Below are 20,512 nucleotides of genomic sequence, written 5' to 3' on the forward strand. Positions count from 1 at the left end.
AGGACCATCTCCCCGCACAGGGGCAGGCAACCAGTGGCGCTGCCGGAGGATCACCGGGGCGGGTTGTGTCCCGGACCGGTTGTTCCCCCGCAGCTAACCACAGCCCACCGGGGTGTGTCAGACACACACTGCCGCGGGCGGTCCGCAGCAATGGTACCCGGTGGGTTGCCCACCCGGCCATCCGGTGGCACCACAACTGCTGACCGGCTAGGGCTGGAAGACTGCCGCCGCCCACGCCCGGGTGCACAGCGCAAGACCGGCCGCCAGGCTGTGGCCCGGGCGTTCCTCGATGGTTTGTTCCAGCCCGTCAGGAAGCCCGTCGACGGCTTCCGCCCAGGTCACGGTCCGCAGCGCCGGGCCGGGCGGGGTGGATGCCCCGGTGGTGACGGGGTCGAAGAAAATACTGTCCGGATCGTCTTCCGGTGGTATCCCACGGTCGTCCCGGCGGCGCCGGGTGTGGGCCTGTGCGGCCAGGGCGGCACTGTTGCGGTCAAGGACCATTCCGCTGTGCCCTTCCACCGCCAGCTGGTGGGCGGCGATACGGGCAATCGCCAGACCGTAGCGGCTGGATGCGGTGTGGATGACCGGATGGTCGACCACATGCCGGTTCAGCTGTGCCGCCGGGTTGACCAGGCTGTCGCGGTCGGGGGCGCACAACCCCAGCTGCCCGTCGATGCTGTCGGCGGTATCGTTGGCGGCCGCGGCCACCATGTCGACCGGATGGCCGGTGACAAGCCCCATCACCGCATGGACAGTGGCAGCCACCGACGCCGGGGTGATACCGGTGACATGCGGTGGGGCGGGAACCACCGGCACAGCCGACGGCACAGCCCCGCTAAGACCATCCCCGCCGCCGATGGCCACCACCCCGGCGCCCCGGCTGCACGCATCAGCGACTGCCCGTGCGCTAGCCGGGGTGGTCTCATCGACCACCCCCACAACCACATCCAGGGCGCCCACATAGGACGGCAGGGTGTCGGTGACAACCAGCGGCACCTGCGCCGGGGTGGCCAGCGCATCAACCAAACCGGCAGCAGCCGCCGCCAGCCGGTCACCGGTGACCACCACCACCGACCGGGGTGCGGTGCCGGCGATATCGTCCACACCGCCGTCGGATAGGAAGCCGGCCACGGCACGCACCCGGGCGCCTTCATGGGCAACATCGAAAAACCGGACGGCGGCCGGGTTGTGGGATGGGTCTCCCGAGAAAAACTCCTCAGCGGATGATCCATTCATGGCGGTCTTTTGTGCTCCTGTCCCTGATCCCTTGGTGTCGGTGTGGAAGTGTCAGCCGGCGGGTGGGCTCAGCCGCGGATGACGGCGAGAATCTCCTCCGTCAACGCGTCGCAGGCCTCTTTGGTCGGGGCCTCGACGTTCAGGCGCAGCAGCGGCTCGGTATTCGACGGCCGCAGGCTGAACCAGGCCGGGGTGCCAGTCAGCTGCACGGTCACCCCGTCCAGGCGGTCGACGGATTCGGTGCGGTCGGCAAACGCCTCGAGCACCGCGTCGGTGCGCTGCTTTTGCGCTTCCGCCGACTCCAGGCGGGAGTTGATCTCCCCGGAGGCGGCATAGCGGTCGAATTCACCGGCCAGCTGATCCATGGGCCTGTCGGCGTGCCCCAGCACACTGATCACGTGCAGTGCGGCCAGCAGACCCGAATCGGCGTTGAAGAATTCCCTGAAGTAGTAGTGGGCGGAATGCTCCCCGCCGAACACGGCGTTTTCTTCGGCCATGGTGGCTTTGATGTAGGAGTGCCCCACCCGGGTGCGCACCGCGGTGCCGCCGTTGTCGGCGATGATTTCCGGCACCGTTTTCGAACAGATCAGATTGTGGATGATGGTGGCACCGGGGTATTTCGCCAGATAGTTTTTCGCCACCATGGCCGTCACCGCCGACGGGGAGACGGGATCGCCGTTGTTGTCGACGACGAAACACCGGTCGGCGTCCCCGTCGAAGGCCAAACCGATGTCGGCGCCGGTTTGTTTGACGTGGTTTTGCAGATCAACCAGGTTTTTCGGATCCAGCGGGTTGGCCTCATGATTGGGGAAGCTGCCGTCGAGCTCGAAGTAGAGCGGTTTGATGGTGATCGGCAGGCCGGTGAATACCGCCGGCACGGTCAGCCCGGCCATGCCGTTTCCGGCATCCACCGCCACCGTCAACGGGCGGATACCCTCCAGATCAACCAGGCCGCGCAGGTAGGTGCCGTAGTCGGCCAGCACATCCGCCCGGCTGATGGTGCCGGGATTGTCGGCCGCGGCAAGCCCCCCGGCCACCAGGTCATCGGCGATGGCGGCCAGACCGGTGTCCCGGCTGACCGGTTTCGCGCCCGCCCGGCACAGTTTGATGCCGTTGTAGCTGGCCGGATTGTGGGAGGCGGTGAACATCGCCCCCGGGCAGTCCCACACCCCGGAGACGTAGTACATCTCGTCGGTGCCGGTCAGCCCCAGCATCACCACATCCATGCCGGCGGTGGCCGCACCGCGGGCGAAGGCCGCGGCCAGTGCGGGTGAGGAATCCCTCATATCGTGGCCGACACAGATTTTTTCCGCGCCCTCTTTGCCCATCAACACGGCAAACGAAGCGCCCGCATCCCGGGCAAGCTCCGCATCCAGCTGGGTTGCCACCAGGCCACGGATGTCGTAGGCCTTGACAATCGCGTCAACATCGGCACGGGAACGTTTGGTCATTTGTGGATTCACCGACTGCTTTCACCACCGCACCTTTTGGAAAAAAGGGGCGGGGAAGAACAAAAGAAAATGGTTGGAAACTTAACGCGGGAGGATACCGTGGTGTTTTTTGGAAAAACCCCACCGGTGAAGTTGTGGTGCGGGACGAACAGCACGCCGCCGGTTTTCCCCGGCGGCTGTCCACCGCGGCTGACAACAACGACCCGTCGATCCCGCTGCCGCCCACCGGGGTGATGCAACTCCGGTGCGCGGGTGGGTTTTTTCAAAAAATCCTCCCGCCACACCCCGACAGCATTCCGGCGGGATGGTCACGCCGACGGGGTGGTTTTCCAGCTTATCCGAGTTTTGCACAAACCTCTGCGGGCACGCCAAGGCCCACCACCGGGGATGTGTCCGTGTACCGGATGGCCGGGGCAGGAGATGGGGTGACGCTACCGCTCCGGGTCGGCACCGGTATCGGCCACCAGGTGCAGGTGCCGCCGCCGGCCGGGGCGCCGGCGCATCTGGGACGGGTGGGTGCCGCCGGGTCCGGCCGGGGGCGGCACCGGCCCGGCCGGGGCCGGCGGTTCGGCAACCAGCCCGGTGGTCAGCCGTCCTTTTTCGCGGACCGCTTCAGCCAGGGCGGTGAGTGATTCGACATTCCGGCGACGGGTTTTCCGGGAAAAACCGCACGGGTCGATGAGCGTCCAGCCGACCGGGGCACCGATGCGGGATGCGTGATCGACACACAAATCCCAGGCATGGGGGTTGTTTTCCGGGGCCAGCTCACGCAAAGTCGCCCTGAACTTCGACTGCGAGTAAGTCAGGGTGGCGACTGCGGGCTTGCCGCAGCCGGGTCGGCAGCAGCGTCGGGAGGTACTCACGACACCACAGTCTAAAGGTTTGGTTGAGGTTTAACTAGTCCACCGCCTGTCCGGCGCGCCCTCAACCACCGGGCCGGGGCAGGGTAATAGGGTTAAACCCCATGCAGCCGAATTCCTCCCGCGACCGCCACGGCAGGGGTGTGCGCGGCATGGTCATTCCCCCGGCCGCCCCCGGTTTCACGCCGCGCCCCCGCCGTTTCGACACTGCCGTCATTGACGCCTACGCCGAATTGGATGAACGTTTCGCCGCGGAGCTGGCGGGCCTGGATATTGCGGTTGACACGATTCCGCGCATGCAGCTGGATGCCGACACCACCTATTTCACCCGGGAAATCGCCGCCGACGGGCCGGTTCCCCTGGGCCGGTTGATTCCCACGGCCGTCGACAGCACGGGCCAGCCCACCCGGGCCAGAATCGTTGTCTTCCGCCGCCCGGTGGAAGCCCGCTGCCGGAACGCCGAGGAGCTGGCGGAGCTGTTGCACCGGATTCTGGTGCAGCTGGTGGCCGCCTACCTCAATATCGACGACACCGACATCGACCCGGATATCAGGGCCTGGGACTAGCCGGAAACAACAAAGACCACACGGGATGAAAAAACCGCCGTAGCGCATGCACTGCCGGTAAACGGCACCGTCACACACCACGACGGACAGGCAAACTGACGCGAACCGGGTCGTCTAGGAGGCGAGATTGCGCTTCCAGCGGCGGCGTTCACGCTCCGACAGCCCGCCCCAGATACCGAAACGCTCGTCATGCTCGAGGGCGTATTCCAGGCATTCGTCACGCACCGCGCAGGCCTTGCAGATGCGCTTGGCGTCCTTGGTCGAGCCGCCTTTTTCGGGGAAGAATGCCTCGGGATCGGTCTGTGCGCACAGAGCCTGTTCCTGCCACTCCCCCTCGACCGCGTCAAACAGGGCATCGATACTCATGGTCGCCGCAGGAGACAACCCGGATGTACGGCGTACCGCACCACCGTGCGGCGTACCGCCGCGGCGGGACTTATCGCCAGCGATATCCTCCACGGGCTCTCCCTTCATAGAAATGTTCATTGGGCCTGTTCCGGTCCCGGCCGACCGGCGGCGGGAGGGGAAAATAAATCATTGACTTTTTCAGCGGTGCTGCCGGAGTCTACGGGATGCTCCGCCGTGCGGACAACCACTGTCCACCATGCGGCACCGGGGCGGGACATACCCGCAAAATCTGCGGTTGCCGGTCGATGGCGTTACACAGCTGATTACACACGCGCCGGTAAGCAAGCGTCAACCTTGGGTGAAATAAATCCTGCACACATGGTAGTTTCCCCCGACAACCAATCACATCAGTCACACCAGCACCATTTCCCCCATCCCGGGTGTAAAAGCCGGGGGTACCACATATTGTGGCTGCATCCATCATGCACCCCAAGACGGCCATTCCGCGGCGTGTCGCACCCACTTCCCGCCGCCGTCGGTGCTATCACCCCCACCTGGTGCCGCACACCAAAAGCCGCCACCCACACCTGCCACAGGCCGTACCCCCATCACCGCAGCACAATTGGGCTGCACATATGCGCCACCCCTGACATTGGCGGGGTGCACCACCCGCACCGGGTGCCACAGCCCCCGCTCCGGGACCCCGCCCGACTGACCGGCGGACCATCCCGACCAGATCTACTTGGGGGTGTTTGCCGGTGCAGGAAAGGGAAGGCCAAAAAAATAACCCTCCCGCCACCTGCCGTGGCGGGAGGAACATACCGCGGGCACGCATCCATTTTCCGGGCGGCCGGCACCGGGCGGTGGGCTGCCCTGCCCCGGCCGGACAGGGATTTTTTTCAACCCGCCACCACCTCCCCTGCCGGCAGCCCCCGCTGCCGGGGGAGACAGACACACCACCCGTGGCGGATGTCAGGCGTCGGTGGAAAACCTTATGCCGCCGTCGGGAATCGTGACCCCGGGCCATACCCGCATGCCTTTGCGCAGCTCACAGCGCGCCCCGATGCTGGCTCCCTCACCGATCAGGCAGTCAAACACGCGGGCATTCGGGCCGATGTGCGCCCCGTCGGCGATGATCGAATTTTTGATGATCGCCCCCGGCTCGATGGTCACGCCATCGAAAATGGCTGAATCATCGATACGGCAGCCCGCCCCGATCTCGGTGCCGCGGCCGACCACCGTGCCACCCAGCAGCAGCACCCCGTCTTTCACACAGGCGGATTCGTGGACGATCGACTCCCCGGTCTTGCCCTTGAGTACCGGCGAGTAGACGATACCGCGCACCAGATCAGAGGATCCGCGCACGAAATCGTGCGGGGTACCCATATCCCGCCAGTAGGAGGTATCGACAAACCCCTGCAACAGCTTGCCCTGATCCAGCAGCCCGGGGAAGATGTCACGCTCCACAGAGACCACTTTCCCGGCCGGAATGGATTCGATGATTTCTTTTTTGAACACGTAGCAGCCGGCATTGATCTGGTCGGTCGGCGGATCCATGGTTTTTTCCAGAAAAGCCTGCACCCGGCCGGAAGCATCGGTGGGCACACACCCGTAGGCCCGCGGATCAGACACCCGCACCAGATGCATGGTCACATCCGCGCCGGTTGAGTGGTGGTTGTCCAGGATCGCATTCAAATCCAGCCCGCCGAAGACATCGCCGTTGAACACGATCACCGTGTCATGGGTGAGCTTCGGCAGCACATTGCGGATCGCCCCACCGGTGCCCAGCGGCTTTTCCTCGAACACATACTGGATGTCCAAACCCATTTTTGAACCGTCACCGAAATAGTCCTCGAAGACTTCCCGGCGGAAACTGGTGCCCAACACCACCCGGGTGATGCCGGCTTGTTTGATGCGGGCCAGAAGATGCTCCAAAAAAGGCACCCCGCCGGTCGGCAGCATCGGTTTGGGGGTCCGGCAGGTCAAAGGCCTCAGCCTGGTTCCCTTACCGCCGACCAGCACGACAGCTTCGGCGGGCGGATGGGCTGGTTGGGTGGAAGTGTCCATGGCGTGATCGTGTTTTCGTATCGGGTCTAATGGGTGAAAAACTGTGCCTTGCAATCCCCCGCCGGCGGGCTGTGGCCGGTGCGGCAGACACAGACGGCTATTAATTTTTGCCGATTCTACGCCGCGCCGCCACCACGGCCGCCCGGCAGCGCACAGCAAGTCCAAGACGAAGCGCAAGCCGCAGGGGGGCGAACACCCACCCGGGGTGCCGGTCGGCCTGGAAACGGTAGGCGGAGGCGTGGTGGGCGGGAAGCATGGTCTCCGGGTGTTTGCCGGCCGCATGTCCCCTGTCGTGGCGCACCGTGGCGGTGGGGCAGTACACGTTCGCCCAGCCGGCCCGGGCCAGCCTGTCGCCCAGATCCACGTCTTCCATGTACATGAAATAGCGTTCGTCGAATCCGCCGATGGCGTCAAAGACCTCCCACCGGACCAACAGGCAGGATCCCGACAGCCAGCCGCAGGTGTGCTCGCCCGAAAGGTCCCGGTCTTTTCTGTACGTCCGGGAGAAAGGATTGTTTTTCCACACCCCACCCAGCAGGGCATGCCCGATTCCGTTGCCGAGGGTGGGCAAAGCCCTGGCCGACGGGTAGGGGCTGCCGTCGGGTTCCCGGATCGCGGGGCCAACGGCCCCGGCCTGCGGGTTGCGCCGCATGCAGTCGATCATGGCGTCAACAGACCCGGTGTCGAAGACCACATCCGGGTTGGTGATCAACAGATAATCCCCCTCGATTTCACCTTTGTCGCGCAGTGCGGCCAGCGCCTCCACCCCGCGGTTGACACCGGCCCCGTAGCCGACATTTCCGCCGGTGGGCACAAACCACACATTCTCCCGCCGCTGCGCCTGCTCCCTGGCCGCACCGTCGGTGGATCCGTTGTCGGCAAGCACCACGGCAGTGCCACGGGTGGTGGCTTGATCGAGCGAGTCGAGCATCTGGGCCAGATACTTGCCCGGGCTGTAGGTCACGGTCACACAGGCGATGGCGGGTTTCACAGTCACCAGAGTGTAGCGGGCCGGGGGCATGTTTTTGTCACCGCCGTGCGGACACGGTCGGTAAAACCGGCAACCGGCACATCCACCACATCGCGTGAGGTGGCAAGAACCGACCAGGCCGGCCGGGGCGCCGGGCGCGGATAGTTCGCTGTGGTGGTGGCGCACACCCGGTCCGGGTCGTAACCTGCGGCAGCAAACACTTCCCGCGCCAGCAGATACCAACTGGCCGGCTTCTCACCCGCCGCATGCAGCACTCCCGCGGCCGGGCAGGTCGCCGACCGGTAGATTGCAGCCGCATCCCCCACGCTGAAGGCGTTCCCCACAGCCCGGTGGCGGCTGACAATCTTTATCCCTGTCAGCCGCCACAGCCACCGCGCCAGATCGGGGGCGAAGGTGGGCGAGCCCCACTGGTCATCGACGACGGCGGGGCAGACCCCCTGTTCCGCCAGCCGCAGCATGGTGCAGACGAAATCACCGGCATGCCGCTGCCCCAGCGCGCGGCCGGTGTACAGCCACGCGGTACGCACCACACTGGCCTGCGGGCAGGCCGCCGCCAGAAGCTGTTCGCCGAGCAGTTTCGTTGCCCCGTACATACTGGACGGGCAGGGCGGATCCTCCGGGCGCAGCGGCCGGCCCACCACGCCATCTGCGGCGGTGTCCGCCCGCCCCGCCACCGGGGCGCCGAACACGTAATCGGTGGACACATGGATCAGCGGCAGCCCGCGACTGGCGCAGCGCCGGGCAATATATTCCGGGGCGCCGACATTGACTCTGTGGACCTCATCCTGTTTGGCCGAATCCTGGGCGGCGTCAACAGCGGTAAAAGCCGCGGTGTTGATCACCGCATCCACCCCCCGGAAAACCGGTGACCGTCTCACTACCGAAGGGTCGCCGACATCGAGTGTCTCCCGCCCGACAACCACCATCTCAACATTGTTGGGCTTGGTTGCCGCCAGCGCGATCGACAGCTGTCCGGTACCCAGGACAAGCACCCGGAAGACCCGGTGTCCCGGCTGTGGCGTGTTCCTGGCAGGCAAAGCGGGTCCTCTCATCATCTCAATCTCAACAGGGCCGACTTTCCCGGCGGCACCACAGCTGCATGCGGTGGATGCGCATCGGCCCGCCCGGGGTGTGCGGCGTGCGGGAAACCGGTTGATTTCGAATGCAACCGCATCCACGGCCTATTATCTATCTACAGCAACGGTTTGCACCCGGTGCGGCCCCGGCGTGTTCACCGCCCGCTTGCGGCCACCGACCACATCCGACGACACCGCCAGGAGTATTTGTGGCATCCCCATCCCGCCCCGTGCGCGACATCCACGCGGCCCCTGTCCCGGCCAATCCCGCCGCACAGTCGGGGCCGCGCTTCGTCCGGATCCTTGTCGCGGTGCTGGCGGTGATGGTGCTGGCTGTCTCCGGGGCGGGCTGGGCGACAGTCGGCAGAATCAGTGAGGACATCAAATCCGACAGTGCGCTGCATCTCGGGGAGGAGATCGCCGGCGGTGGCGGGGCGATGAAAGCCCCCGTCCACGGTGAAGCCGCCGACGGCGCCACCGATATTCTGCTGGTCGGATCCGATTCCCGGGCCGATGCCCAGGGCAATCCACTCACCCCGGAAGAAATTGCGATGCTGCGCGCCGGTGATGAACAAAACGACAACACCGACACCATCATGGTCATCCGGGTACCCAATGACGGTTCCTCGGCCACCGCGATTTCGATTCCGCGGGACACCTACATCCATGACCCGAAAATGGGCAACCTGAAAATCAACGGTGTCTATTCCTCATACAAGGCGGCGAAAGCCACCCAGCTTGTTGAGCAGGGGGTCACCGACCAGCAGACCATCGACGAAAAATCCACCGAAGCCGGCCGCGCCGCCCTGATCAGGGCAATCTCCCGGCTGACCGGGGTGACCGTCGACCACTACGCCGAAATCGGTTTGCTCGGCTTCGTCCTGCTCACCGATGCTGTCGGCGGGGTGGATGTGTGTTTGAACAATGCCGTCTACGACGAGTTCTCCCAGGCTGATTTCCCGGCCGGTGTGCAGACCCTGGGCGGCCCCGACGCGTTGAGTTTCGTCCGCCAGCGCCACGGTCTTCCCCGCGGCGACCTGGACCGGATCACCCGCCAGCAGGCGTTTATGGCTTCCCTGGTCAACAAAGTCCTGTCCAACGGAACCTTGTCCAGTCCCGCGAAACTGTCGTCACTTGCTGATGCGGTCCGCCGCTCGGTCATCATCGACCAGGGCTGGGACATTATGGGCTTTGCCAACCAGCTGCAGAACCTGGCCGGCGGCAAAGTGAAATTCGCCACCATCCCGGTGACCTCGATCGACGGTGTCGGCGACTACGGCGAATCCGTGGTCACGGTCTCGGTGCCGGAGATCCACGCCTTCTTCAAAACCCTGCTGGGCAGCCAATCCCCCAGCCCGTCACCGACAGCCCCCACCACCACCGAAGCCCCGCGTAAAACCCTGGAGGTCCACACTCTCAACGCCACCACCACCAGCGGTCTGGCGGGCCGGGTGGCCGGGGCGGTGAAAAACATGGGCTACCCCATCGGCGAGATCGGCAATGCCCCCGACGGCCTCTACACCTATTCGCAGGTCCTGGCCGACGACACCACCGACCCGGATGTCATCGCCCTGGCCAAAGACCTGGGTGGGCTGCCGGTGGAACAGGCCCAGTCCCTGGAGCCGGGGGAGGCGGTTATTGCCGTCGCCGACGACTACACCGGGCCGAAATCAGATGAGCCGCTGTCTGCCGACGGCACCACCGGCACCGGCACCCCCAGCGTGATCGGGCAACCGGGTGAAGCCCCCGCACCGCCGACCACCCCGGTCATCGACGGTGGCGGCAACGGCCCGCGGTGTGTGAACTAACCCCGGGCACAACCACCAGCCCCTGCACATCCACGGTTCGGAGATGCAGGGGTTGTCTGTGTCCCCGGTCCCGAACGGGATGTGGCAGGCACCTCCCCCAAAAGCGTCATCCGCCACTTCCCGCGCCGGTCATTGACAGTCCCGTAAAAACCGCCCGGTGCTTTATCCACCGCGTGCTCCAGCGTGTCGGGGGTCTTCCAGCAGTGCCGCGGAACAGCGAAGACCGGACGTGACTCGCCCGCCCCCGTGACAAGGGAATCTATCCCGGCCTTGCTCCAGACCACATGAAAACGTGGGGGGACAACCAGATTTACCCTGTCTCTTGTTCAGGAGTGCAGAAAGTGGACCTGAGACGATGACGCATGAGACGGGCAACCGGTTGCACCCACCGGCACAACCGGCGTTTCATGCCTACCCTGGGCGGGTATGGAACTGCTGAACGCTCTTTTGACGAGTGATCCCGCGGCCCCGCGACTGACGGTCTACAACGAAACCACCGGGGCCCGTCTCGATTTTTCCGCCACCACCCTGGACAACTGGGCGGCGAAAGTGGGCAACATGCTCGTCGAGGAGTTCGATTGCGAACCGGGCTGCCGTATCGCCGTTGATTTACCGGCCGGCTGGCAGCCGGTGGTGATTGTGCTGGGGGCATTGGCCGCCGGTATCGATTGGACCATCGGCATCCCCGATGATGTCCCGGAGGTGGTGTTCACCTCCCCGGACCGGATCACCGATGACCTGGTGGAAGGAAGCGACTGCGATATTGCCCTGGTCACCGATGACCCGATGGGCCGCGGCGTCGTCGAAACCGGTGGTGAGGTACCGGACGGGCTGGTTGATTTCGGGCCGACGGTGCGTGTCTACGGCGACATATACCCGGCCCCCACTCCGCGACTGGACACGCTGTACCCGGCTGGTCCGGACACGCCACGGTCGACCCCGGCCCGGGTTATGTCGACGGGTTTTACCGACACCGCCTCCCTGATCAGTACCGTGCTTGAGCCACTGGCAGCCGGCGGATCAGCGGTCATTGTCACCGGCCCCACCGGTGCCGACCGGCTGGAGACCATCGCCGCGGAAGAAAACGTCACCCAGATTCTGCGGTAACCGGCAGCACACCTTCCCGCCCCACCCACACCCTTGGGGTCCCGGCCACTGGTGCCGTGCGGATGATCAGCCTGTGAATCCGGGCAAAGGTGGGTAGATTGGCCGATATGGCGCAAGTTGAGTTTTCCAATGTCACCATCCGCTACCCCGGTGCCGACAAACCCAGTGTCAGCAACCTGAATTTGACCATCGACGACGGGGAATTCCTGGTGCTGGTGGGACCGTCCGGCTGCGGAAAATCCACCACCCTGCGTGCTCTGGCGGGACTGGAAAACATCGAATCCGGCACGGTGTCGATCGGCGGCGAAGATGTCACCCACACCGATCCGAAAGACCGGGACATCGCCATGGTGTTCCAGACTTACGCGCTCTACCCGCACTATTCGGTGAAAAAGAACCTGGCGTTCCCGCTGAAACTGGCCAAAGAAAACAGCACCGTCATCGACAGCAAAATCGACAAGGCCGCACAGCTTCTCGGGTTGATCGAATACCTGCAGCGCAAACCGAAGGATCTTTCCGGCGGGCAGCGCCAGCGGGTGGCCATGGGGCGGGCGATTGTGCGCACCCCGCAGGTGTTTTTGATGGATGAGCCGTTGAGCAACCTGGACGCGAAACTCAGGGTGCAGACCCGCACCCAGCTGGCTGATCTGCAGCACAGGCTGGGGACCACCACCGTCTATGTCACCCACGACCAGGTGGAGGCGATGACCATGGGTGACCGGGTGGCCATTTTGAAAGACGGCGAACTGATGCAGGTGGCCACCCCCGCTGAACTGTATGACCGGCCGGCCAATGCGTTTGTGGCGGGTTTCATCGGTTCCCCGGCGATGAATCTTCTGGCGGCCACCCACCCGGATCATGGGGCTGTGACTGTCGGTATCCGGCCGGAGCACACCCGTCTGGTGGTTGCGGGCCATCCGGTCGAACCCCACGAACTGGGGGTTGCAGCACACATTGATGTCGTCGAGGAACTGGGCAGCGCCACCTTTGTGTACGCCCACCGCACCGATGACCCGCAGGTGATGGTGACCTGCAGGTTGTCCGGTCAACCATCCCCTGCCCCGGAGCAGACGGTCACACTGGCTCTCGACATGCGCCGGGCACATTTTTTCGACGCCGAAAACGGGCAGCGGATCGAGTGATCATGTCCGGGCTTTTTGCCCCAAACCCTGTGCAATACCCTCAGGATGGGTAGGATCGAGACAAGTGTTCCGTCTGCGGGCACACTGCACCGCCCGGGGGACGGGTTGCCTCACCCCCTGTGCTGTGTGTTTGCCGGGCATCCCCCTGAGACGGGGCGGCATGCCCGCCGCAGCCGCGCTGTTTCGCCACCGGGTCGCGGTGACGGCAAAACAGATGTGTGCGGTGGCCTTCAACGGCGCCCGTTTCCCGGCGGAAGACCCATCAACTGAGAGGGAATTTTTCATCCATGACCATCTACACCCGTAAAACTCTCGCCGCACTCGGGGCGGCCACGCTGACAGCTGCCGTCGCCTTGTCCGGCTGTTCCTCCGACGCCGGTTCCTCCGACAGCTCCTCCGACGGTTCCTCCTCGACAGCCGCGGCAGAAGCCACCACGGAAGCCAGCGCCGACAAAGACAAGGACAAGGGCAAGGAGATGGAAGCCGGCCGCGGCCCCATCACCTTCGCGATGGGTAAAAACGACACCGACAAACTCAAGCCGGTGATCGCGGACTGGAACAAAGAACACCCGGACGAGAAAGTCACCTTGAAGGAACTGGCCGGTGAGGCTGACGCACAGCGCGAAACCCTGGTGCAGTCGCTGCAGGCCAAGTCCGGTGAATACGATGTCATGGCCCTCGATGTGGTGTGGACCGCCGAGTTCGCCGCCAACCAGTGGCTGGAGCCGCTGGAAGGCGACATGGCCGTCGACACCTCCAAGCTGCTCAAGCCCACTGTTGATTCGGCCACCTACGCCGGCAAGCTCTACGCCATGCCGCAAAACACCAACGGCCAGCTGCTGTTCCGCAACACCGAACTGGTGCCGGAAGCCCCGAAAGACTTCGCCCAGCTGGCAGCCGACTGCACTAATCTGCCCGATGGCACTGACTGCCTGATCACCCAGCTCAAGCAGTACGAGGGTCTGACCGTCAACACCGCCGGCTTTATTGAGGGTGCGGGCGGACACATTGTCGGCGATGACGGTAAAACCCCCGAGGTCACCTCCGCCGAGTCGATGAAGGGCCTGGAAACCATGGTCGGCGCCTACAAAGATGGTGTGATCGCCAAGGCCGCAACCGGCGCCAACGAGGAAACCACCCACCTGACCTTCATCGAGGGCAAGTCCGCCTTCGCCATCAACTGGCCGTACATGTACGACATGGCCAAGACCAACGATTCCTCCACGGTCAAAGACCACTTCGACGTGCAGCCGCTGGGCAAAGACACCCTCGGATTCGCCTCCACCCTGGGCGGCTACAACAACGGCATCAACCCCTTCTCGGAGAACAAGCTGACCGCCCGTGACTTCGTTGAGTTCATCACCAACGAAAAGAACCAGAAGTCGTTTGCCGAAGCCTCCTTCCCGCCGGTTCTGGCCTCCATCTACGATGATGCGGACCTGATCAAGGACTACCCGTTCCTGCCCGCGCTGAAGCAGTCGCTGGAAAATGCGGTCCCCCGCCCGGTCTCGCCCTTCTACCCGGCGATCTCCAAGGCCATCCAGGACAACGCCTACGCGGCTTTGAACGGTGACAAGTCTGTTGAGGACGCGTCCAAGGACATGGAAGCCGCCATCGGCCAGGCCAACAAGTAAATAAGCGCCCACATTTTTTGTGGCTTTACATCCCCCCGCCGCCCGGCGGCGGGGGGATGGCACGGGGTGCGCCCGGCCCCGCCGGCGCACCCCGTTTTTGTGGCTTTTTTCCAGAGATTTCCCCTCCAGGACCCCGCAGCTGCAGCACCCCGGGGCACGGTAGCCTTGAGAGCACATGCCACAACCGGCCGCCGCACGGGCTCGCGCCCGCCCCTCCCGGCCGGTTGACCGGACGCCAGCCGGTCCAACGTGGCTTTTTAATCCATCCACCGCAGGAGTGTGATAACCGGTGACACGGTTGAAAGAAACCCGCGCGGCGATGTTTCTGATCGCCCCGGCACTGACGGTGCTCGCCGTGGTGATCGGCTATCCGATCATCCGGGCGATCTATCTGTCGTTCCAGGCCAACAAATCCTTCAACCCGAAGACCGGTTTCTTCGAGGAAGGCGGCTTCGCCGGTTTCGAGCACTACATCTACTGGCTGACGCAGCGCTGCGCCTCGCCGACCGATCCATCCGGCTACACCACCTGCGCGCCGGGTGTGCTGGCCACCGACTTTTGGCCGGCCATCCGCATCACCCTGTTTTTCGCCGTGGTGACAGTCACCCTGGAAACCATTCTGGGGTTTTGGATGGCCACAGTGATGAACCGGGAATTCCGCGGCCGGGGTCTTCTGCGGGCCGCAGTGCTGGTGCCGTGGGCCATCCCGACTGCGGTGACCGCGAAACTGTGGCAGTTCATTTTCGCCCCGCAGGGCATCATCAACGCGCTGCTGGGAACCGATATCGCCTGGACGACTGATCCGTGGGCGGCCCGCACCGCGGTGATTATCGCCGATGTGTGGAAAACCACGCCGTTTATGGCGCTGCTGATTCTGGCCGGACTGCAGATGATCCCGAAAGACGTCTATGAGGCAGCCCGTGTCGACGGCGCGAACCGGTGGCAGATTTTCACCAAAATCACCCTGCCTCTGGTGCGCCCGGCACTGATGGTGGCCGTACTGTTCAGAACACTGGATGCACTGCGCATGTACGACCTGCCGCTGATCATGATTTCTTCCTCCTCCAACTCACCGACGGCGACGATCTCCATGCTGGTGGTCGAAGACATGCGGCAGAACAACTTCAACTCCGCCTCGGCACTGTCGACGTTGATTTTCCTGCTCATCTTCGCCGTGGCTTTCGTGATGATCAAGTTCCTGGGCGCCGATGTCAGGGGCAGCTCCAGGCAACCATCCACACCCCCGGCACCACAGGAAGATGAGGTGTCGTCGGCCAGTCCGCTGGTTGTCGACCGGGCCGTACTGGCCGCGGCCGACACGACACGAGGAGGGATATAAGCAATGAAAACCATCCGCACCTATTTCGGCGTGGTCCTCATTCTCATCTGGGGGCTGGCCCCGTTCTACTGGATGCTGATCACCGCGCTGCGGGACGCCGACTTCACCTTCGACACCACCCCGTGGCCGACCCATGTGACACTCGACAACTTCGGCAAGGCACTGTCGACCGCGGAAGGCAACGATTTCCTCTCCGCGATCATCAACTCACTGATCATCGGTATCGCCACCACCATTGTGTCGGTGGCGGTCGGGGTGTTCACCGCCTACGCCCTGGCCCGGTTGAATTTTCCGGGCAAAGGCTTTGTCACCGGCATTGTGCTGGCCGCCTCCATGTTCCCGGGAATCGCTTTGGTGACCCCGCTGTTCCAGCTGTTCACCGACCTGGGGTGGATCGGCACCTACCGGGCGCTGATCATCCCCAATATTTCTTTCGCCCTGCCGCTGACGATCTACACCCTGGTCAGTTTCTTCCAGCAGCTTCCCTGGGAGCTGGAAGAAGCTGCCCGCGTCGATGGTGCTTCCCGGGGAACAGCTTTCCGGAAAGTACTGCTGCCGCTGGCAGCCCCGGCGCTGTTCACCACCGCTATTTTGGCGTTCATCGCCTCGTGGAACGAGTTCATGCTCGCCAAACAGCTGTCGAATCCGGACACTGAACCGGTCACCGTGGCCATCGCCCGGTTCTCCGGGCCGTCGAGTTTCGAATACCCCTACACCTCTGTCATGGCCGCAGGGGCACTGGTGACCGTACCGCTGGTGATTATGGTGCTGCTGTTCCAGCGCCGGATTGTCGCCGGGTTGACCGCCGGGGGCGTGAAGGCCTAGAAAAAATCAGCCCACTGTCCCCGCCGCAGACCGGCAACGGCTTCGCGGTGTGGGGTGGCGTATGGACGATTGTTCAAGGAAGCAACAGCTGTGTCACCAACAAAAAAACACCACGACAGTCAGCGCCAGCAGCTGGTGCGTGACTCGGTGGTCGGTTTCGTCGGATTTTTCGCCTTCCTGTCCGTGGTGCAGGCGGTGATCAATGTGCTGCGCCCCGAACCGCTGGTGTGGCCGGCCCTGCTGGCACTGGTGATGGTGATCCTGTTCGTGGTGGTCTACCGGATCACCCGGCCGGGAAGGCGCGGCTGAAACCCTCCCGCAGGCACGGCGCCGGTGGCCGGGTGGAGCCGTTGTGCCTTCCGGTGCCTGTCACCCGTAGAGCTGCAGGCCGTAGGTGTCCAGAATCGTTTTCAGCCCCTGGAACCAGCCCTGGTCCGGCCGGTAATCGTTGCGGTAGCTGGTCACCCCCACCGGGTAGAGCACTTTGTCGACGAAGGCGAACACCGGGCCGCCGGAATCCCCGCGATCGCCCGGCGCGTAGGCGGAAAATGTTTGTCTGTTGGTGATTTCCGCCAGATCACCACAGGTCATTCCGGTGCGGAATCCCAGACGGCACACCATCGGATCGGCTTTCTGCAGTTCATCGAAGCCCCAGAGCCGGGTGACTTTTTCCTTCAGCGGCGGGGAGGAATACCAGGGGGCCTGCGAGTCGGTGACATCGACCAGCCCGATATCGATTTTTCCCATGGTGTTGTCGCTGACGACATATCTGCCGAGAAGGAATTTCTCGCCCTGCTTGTTGACGAACACCACCCGGTCGCCGACACTGCCGCAGTGCCCGGCGGTGACCATTATTTTGCGTTCGCCCTTGTGCGCGAACCAGCCGGCCGAACAAGAGGTTTTCCCGTCGACGTTGTATACCCGCACCCCGGGAACCACCCGGTCGGTTTTCGTGAGCCACTCCCAGTCACTGCTGTTGTGGTAGCGCTCCCGGCGCTCCCGGCTGGGTTTCGGCTGATGCGTGGGGCTGTCGGGTTTTTCTGCCTGCGGTACCTGCGGCAGTGCGCTGGTGGTGGCGGACATCGACTGTGGGGCAGCAGGCGGGGGCGGGGGCTGATTGTCCGGGACATAAGGCTGCGCGGTGGTGGTGACCCTGGCCGGGCCGGTGGGCTGGTTGCCGTGTCCGCCGGGTGCCCCGTCCGGGGAGGAGTTCAATGTGACGATCACCCGTGTGCCGTCGCTGTCCCCGGAGCCGGAACAACCGGCAACGAGCAGAGTCGCTGCAGCCGTCACCGCCAGCATGCCGGCCCGAATGATCGACGTCGATTCCATTGTCTGACAGTTTTTCCCGTGTTCGATTCCGCGTGGACACACCGGTTGCGCGGGCAGTGCAGTCCCCCGGCCGGTGGGCTGTGCCGGTGCTGTTGTCCATCCTATCGGTTGTGCTGGCTGCCGGTGGCTGATGGCCTCGACTGTCCCGCTCCCCTTTCGCCCCGGCCCGAAAACCGGACAAGCCGCAGCCCCCCGTGATCCGCAAGCCCGATGATCCCCGGGGAAGGTGGAGAAGTCCCGAAACAATAGTTAATGCCCCTTATCGAATACACCGGCAACCGGCGGCACCAGGTTTTGATCACACCTGTAAACCGGGGGACACCGGCAGGTTGCAGGGTGTTCACCGCCCCGACAACCGGACTGCCACCAGCCTGCCCCAAGGTTCACCGCACAGATATCCCGCCCCCGGCCCCACCGGCCAGTTACCGGTTCTGAACAGCCATTGTGCCGCTGACCCGCCCGCGGCTGAGTCCGGTTGCAACCGGTGGGGTACCTGCTCGGCCACCGGGGCAGAGACGGATAGATAGCGGGTGTCAGCCCATGATGTGCCGGGACCCGGTTTTATCTCTGCGGCTGCTTGTCACCGTGGTTTTTCCGGCACTAACGGCACCGGTGAGCAGACGGTGGCCTGCGCTATCGCGGGATGGGTAAAAGTTCATGTGCCGTTTCATGCCACAGCCCCACGATGTTCACTGTCGTTTCGTAACGTCGCCAGACGTGAATGCACCGACAACATCCGGCAACGCACCCGGCACCACCGGCCACCGGGACACCGGCAGGCCCAGTTTCACCGGCGACCGCCGGGAGTGGATCCTCGCGGCAGTGCTGCTGGTGCCGAACCTGGTGCTGCTGGGACTTTTCACCTACCGGCCGCTGGTCGATAACCTGCGGCTGTCACTGACCAGTTGGAACATCGCCTCCCCGACGGCGACATTCATCGGTTTCGACAACTACGTCAACTGGTTCACCAACCCCGACAGTTGGCTGATCGTGAAAAACACGGTGATTTTCACCGGGGTCACCGTCATCGGGAGTCTGTTTCTGGGTCTGGGGCTGGCACTGGTGCTGGACCAGAAAATCCTCGGCCGCAATCTGGTGCGCTCAGCGATATTCGCCCCCTACGTGATCTCCGGGGCGGCGATCGGTGTGGCGTTCCAGTTCGTGTTCGACCCGCAGTTCGGCCTGATCAAGGATTTGCTGGGCCGTTTCGGGATCCTCTCCCCCGACTTCTACCAGGTGCCCGGCTGGGCGCTGGTGATGATCACCGCCACCTACATCTGGAAGAACCTGGGCTACACCTTCGTCATCTATCTCGCCGCGCTGCAGGCCCGGCGGAAGGATTTGGATGAAGCGGCCGAAATCGACGGTACCCCGGCCTGGCGTCATTTGACCCGGGTGGTACTGCCGCAGCTGCGGCCCACCACCTTCTTCCTGTCGATCACCGTGCTGCTCAATTCGATGCAGGTCTTCGACATCATCAATGTCATGACCCGGGGCGGTCCGCAGGGGATCGGCACCACCACCATGATCTACCAGGTCTACCAGGAAACATTCGTCAATCTGCGGGCAGGCTACGGCGCCACGGTGGCCACCATCCTGTTTCTGGTGTTGTTCGTGGTCACCATGCTGCAGGTCCGTGTCATGCAGAAAGGCGAGGAGAACTAACCGATGACCGATCCCACCATGTCCGCCGCCGCCACAAGACAACAGCGCCGCAACCGTGGCACCAGTGGCCGGGGTTTGTCCGGCCAGCCGATCGCCTACCGCCTGGCAGGCTATGTGACCCTGCTGATCACGGTGCTGGTGGTTGTGGTTCCGGTGTGGTGGATTGTGGTCGCCTCCTTTAAAACACAGGGCGATATCTACACCACCCCGGCCACCTGGTGGCCGCAGCCTTTCACCTGGGGCAACTACCACGACGTGACCGAAAACATCCAGTTCGGCGCCTATCTGCGCAACTCCATCATCCTCACGGTGGTGCTGTCGTCGATCAAGATCGTCATCGGCGTCACCAGTGCCTACGCCCTGTCGCTGGTGCGGTTTCCGGGCAGGAACCTGGTGTTTTTGATTGTGGTGGCCTCTCTTCTGGTGCCCAACCAGATCACCATTATCTCCAACTATTCGTTGATCGCCGGGCTGGGTCTGCGCAACACGTTCACCGGCATTATTTTGCCGCTGGCGGGTACTGCGTTCGGCACGTTTTTGATGCGCAACCACTTCATCTCTTTGCCGAAAGAAGTCATTGAGGCCGCCCGCATGGATGGGGCCGGTCCGGTGAAGATGCTGTGGCGGGTGGTGCTGCCCATGAGCTGGCCGACACTGACGGCTTTCGCACTGATCACCATTGTCGCCGACTGGAACGAATACCTGTGGCCGTTTTTGATGAGCGATGACGCCCGCACCGCCCCGCTGCAGATCGGTTTGACTTTCCTGCTCAACAACGACGGCCTGACCAACTGGGGGGTGGTGATGGCGGGCACCGTCCTGGCGGTACTGCCGATGCTGATCGTGTTTGTGCTCATGCAGAAAAACATGATCAAAGGCATGGTCACCGGCGCCGTCAAAGGCTAGGGGCGGCAACACCCGCCACTGAGACACAACCGAATACAGGCCACGGACACCACCGGTTTTCCTTCCCCGGTGCGTTATCCGGAGACCGGCCCCGGCAGCCACCGGGACCTGTCCCCGGGTCGCACCGGCCGGAGAGCATTGCCTTCCGGCTGCGCGTTC

At 63.8% G+C, this 20,512-nt stretch carries 18 protein-coding genes; 10 read left to right on the forward strand and 8 right to left on the reverse strand.

Annotated elements, in window-relative coordinates; all coding sequences use genetic code 11:
- Positions 1-207 precede the first annotated feature (207 nt).
- The 3 genes from JZY06_RS07625 to JZY06_RS07635 form a co-directional block, all read right to left on the reverse strand.
- Positions 208-1,236: a hypothetical protein gene (locus tag JZY06_RS07625; protein ID WP_207278964.1), complete on the reverse strand. Its 1,029-nt coding sequence runs from the start codon at positions 1,234-1,236 to the stop codon at positions 208-210.
- A gap of 68 nt (positions 1,237-1,304) precedes the next feature.
- Positions 1,305-2,687, reverse strand: a complete 1,383-nt coding sequence (locus tag JZY06_RS07630; protein ID WP_207278965.1) for a phosphomannomutase/phosphoglucomutase — start codon at positions 2,685-2,687, stop codon at positions 1,305-1,307.
- A 431-nt stretch (positions 2,688-3,118) separates the two neighbouring features.
- Complete coding sequence (locus tag JZY06_RS07635; protein ID WP_207278966.1) at positions 3,119-3,550, reverse strand: DUF3499 family protein; 432 nt, start codon at positions 3,548-3,550, stop codon at positions 3,119-3,121.
- A gap of 101 nt (positions 3,551-3,651) precedes the next feature.
- On the opposite strand from JZY06_RS07635, the gene JZY06_RS07640 reads away from it, so the two are divergent.
- The gene (locus JZY06_RS07640; protein WP_207278967.1) at positions 3,652-4,113 is read left to right on the forward strand and encodes a metallopeptidase family protein; all 462 of its coding nucleotides are present in this window, start codon (positions 3,652-3,654) and stop codon (positions 4,111-4,113) included.
- 114 nt (positions 4,114-4,227) lie between these two features.
- On the opposite strand, the gene JZY06_RS07645 is transcribed toward JZY06_RS07640, so the two are convergent.
- From JZY06_RS07645 to JZY06_RS07660, 4 genes are all read right to left on the reverse strand, one after another.
- Positions 4,228-4,479: a WhiB family transcriptional regulator gene (locus JZY06_RS07645; protein ID WP_207278968.1), complete on the reverse strand. Its 252-nt coding sequence runs from the start codon at positions 4,477-4,479 to the stop codon at positions 4,228-4,230.
- A gap of 954 nt (positions 4,480-5,433) precedes the next feature.
- Entirely contained in the window at positions 5,434-6,528 is a 1,095-nt protein-coding gene (manB, locus tag JZY06_RS07650) for a mannose-1-phosphate guanylyltransferase (protein WP_207278969.1), read from the reverse strand.
- A gap of 100 nt (positions 6,529-6,628) precedes the next feature.
- Positions 6,629-7,549 carry a glycosyltransferase family 2 protein gene (locus tag JZY06_RS07655; protein WP_207278970.1) on the reverse strand — a complete coding sequence of 307 codons (921 nt, stop codon included), beginning with the start codon at positions 7,547-7,549 and terminating at the stop codon, positions 6,629-6,631.
- Positions 7,522-8,556, reverse strand: a complete 1,035-nt coding sequence (locus JZY06_RS07660) for an SDR family oxidoreductase (protein WP_207278971.1) — start codon at positions 8,554-8,556, stop codon at positions 7,522-7,524. Before JZY06_RS07660 ends, JZY06_RS07655 begins: the two co-directional genes overlap by 28 nt.
- 248 nt (positions 8,557-8,804) lie before the next feature.
- Here JZY06_RS07660 and JZY06_RS07665 point away from each other — a divergent pair, with 248 nt between their 5' ends.
- From JZY06_RS07665 to JZY06_RS07695, 7 genes are all read left to right on the forward strand, one after another.
- The gene (locus JZY06_RS07665; RefSeq protein WP_377769092.1) at positions 8,805-10,403 is read left to right on the forward strand and encodes an LCP family protein; all 1,599 of its coding nucleotides are present in this window, start codon (positions 8,805-8,807) and stop codon (positions 10,401-10,403) included.
- 426 nt (positions 10,404-10,829) lie between these two features.
- Positions 10,830-11,510: a TIGR03089 family protein gene (locus JZY06_RS07670; RefSeq protein ID WP_207278973.1), complete on the forward strand. Its 681-nt coding sequence runs from the start codon at positions 10,830-10,832 to the stop codon at positions 11,508-11,510.
- A 107-nt stretch (positions 11,511-11,617) separates the two neighbouring features.
- On the forward strand, positions 11,618-12,652 hold the full coding sequence (locus JZY06_RS07675; RefSeq protein ID WP_207278974.1) for an ABC transporter ATP-binding protein: 1,035 nt from the start codon (positions 11,618-11,620) through the stop codon (positions 12,650-12,652).
- 287 nt (positions 12,653-12,939) lie between these two features.
- Positions 12,940-14,286 (forward strand): ABC transporter substrate-binding protein, encoded by a 1,347-nt coding sequence (locus JZY06_RS07680; RefSeq protein ID WP_207278975.1) that lies wholly within the window; start codon positions 12,940-12,942, stop codon positions 14,284-14,286.
- A gap of 319 nt (positions 14,287-14,605) precedes the next feature.
- Positions 14,606-15,625 carry a carbohydrate ABC transporter permease gene (locus JZY06_RS07685; RefSeq protein WP_242516846.1) on the forward strand — a complete coding sequence of 340 codons (1,020 nt, stop codon included), beginning with the start codon at positions 14,606-14,608 and terminating at the stop codon, positions 15,623-15,625.
- Between the two features lie 3 nt (positions 15,626-15,628).
- Positions 15,629-16,450: a carbohydrate ABC transporter permease gene (locus JZY06_RS07690; RefSeq protein ID WP_207278977.1), complete on the forward strand. Its 822-nt coding sequence runs from the start codon at positions 15,629-15,631 to the stop codon at positions 16,448-16,450.
- 90 nt (positions 16,451-16,540) lie between these two features.
- Positions 16,541-16,759: a hypothetical protein gene (locus tag JZY06_RS07695; RefSeq protein WP_207278978.1), complete on the forward strand. Its 219-nt coding sequence runs from the start codon at positions 16,541-16,543 to the stop codon at positions 16,757-16,759.
- Positions 16,760-16,819: 60 nt separating this feature from the next.
- Here JZY06_RS07695 and JZY06_RS07700 read toward each other — a convergent pair whose 3' ends face one another.
- Positions 16,820-17,782 (reverse strand): chymotrypsin family serine protease, encoded by a 963-nt coding sequence (locus tag JZY06_RS07700; protein ID WP_207278979.1) that lies wholly within the window; start codon positions 17,780-17,782, stop codon positions 16,820-16,822.
- Positions 17,783-18,592: 810 nt separating this feature from the next.
- On the opposite strand from JZY06_RS07700, the gene JZY06_RS07705 reads away from it, so the two are divergent.
- Both JZY06_RS07705 and JZY06_RS07710 read left to right on the forward strand, forming a co-directional pair.
- Positions 18,593-19,447 carry a carbohydrate ABC transporter permease gene (locus tag JZY06_RS07705; protein ID WP_330617206.1) on the forward strand — a complete coding sequence of 285 codons (855 nt, stop codon included), beginning with the start codon at positions 18,593-18,595 and terminating at the stop codon, positions 19,445-19,447.
- A gap of 3 nt (positions 19,448-19,450) precedes the next feature.
- The gene (locus JZY06_RS07710; RefSeq protein ID WP_242516828.1) at positions 19,451-20,353 is read left to right on the forward strand and encodes a carbohydrate ABC transporter permease; all 903 of its coding nucleotides are present in this window, start codon (positions 19,451-19,453) and stop codon (positions 20,351-20,353) included.
- Positions 20,354-20,512 lie beyond the last annotated feature (159 nt).

The sequence above is a fragment of the Corynebacterium mendelii genome, assembly GCF_017307055.1.
In the GTDB taxonomy this organism is placed as follows: domain Bacteria; phylum Actinomycetota; class Actinomycetes; order Mycobacteriales; family Mycobacteriaceae; genus Corynebacterium; species Corynebacterium mendelii.

What these genes read in the sequence shown, in the direction of transcription:
- JZY06_RS07625 (WP_207278964.1), bottom strand. Translation starts at nt 1,236, where the DNA reads ATGAATGGATCATCCGCTGAGGAGTTTTTCTCGGGAGACCCATCCCAC.
- JZY06_RS07630 (WP_207278965.1), bottom strand. Translation starts at nt 2,687, where the DNA reads ATGACCAAACGTTCCCGTGCCGATGTTGACGCGATTGTCAAGGCCTAC.
- JZY06_RS07640 (WP_207278967.1), top strand. Translation starts at nt 3,652, where the DNA reads ATGCAGCCGAATTCCTCCCGCGACCGCCACGGCAGGGGTGTGCGCGGC.
- JZY06_RS07645 (WP_207278968.1), bottom strand. Translation starts at nt 4,479, where the DNA reads ATGAGTATCGATGCCCTGTTTGACGCGGTCGAGGGGGAGTGGCAGGAA.
- manB (WP_207278969.1), bottom strand. Translation starts at nt 6,528, where the DNA reads ATGGACACTTCCACCCAACCAGCCCATCCGCCCGCCGAAGCTGTCGTG.
- JZY06_RS07655 (WP_207278970.1), bottom strand. Translation starts at nt 7,549, where the DNA reads ATGCCCCCGGCCCGCTACACTCTGGTGACTGTGAAACCCGCCATCGCC.
- JZY06_RS07670 (WP_207278973.1), top strand. Translation starts at nt 10,830, where the DNA reads ATGGAACTGCTGAACGCTCTTTTGACGAGTGATCCCGCGGCCCCGCGA.
- JZY06_RS07675 (WP_207278974.1), top strand. Translation starts at nt 11,618, where the DNA reads ATGGCGCAAGTTGAGTTTTCCAATGTCACCATCCGCTACCCCGGTGCC.
- JZY06_RS07680 (WP_207278975.1), top strand. Translation starts at nt 12,940, where the DNA reads ATGACCATCTACACCCGTAAAACTCTCGCCGCACTCGGGGCGGCCACG.
- JZY06_RS07685 (WP_242516846.1), top strand. Translation starts at nt 14,606, where the DNA reads ATGTTTCTGATCGCCCCGGCACTGACGGTGCTCGCCGTGGTGATCGGC.
- JZY06_RS07690 (WP_207278977.1), top strand. Translation starts at nt 15,629, where the DNA reads ATGAAAACCATCCGCACCTATTTCGGCGTGGTCCTCATTCTCATCTGG.
- JZY06_RS07700 (WP_207278979.1), bottom strand. Translation starts at nt 17,782, where the DNA reads ATGGAATCGACGTCGATCATTCGGGCCGGCATGCTGGCGGTGACGGCT.
- JZY06_RS07710 (WP_242516828.1), top strand. Translation starts at nt 19,451, where the DNA reads ATGACCGATCCCACCATGTCCGCCGCCGCCACAAGACAACAGCGCCGC.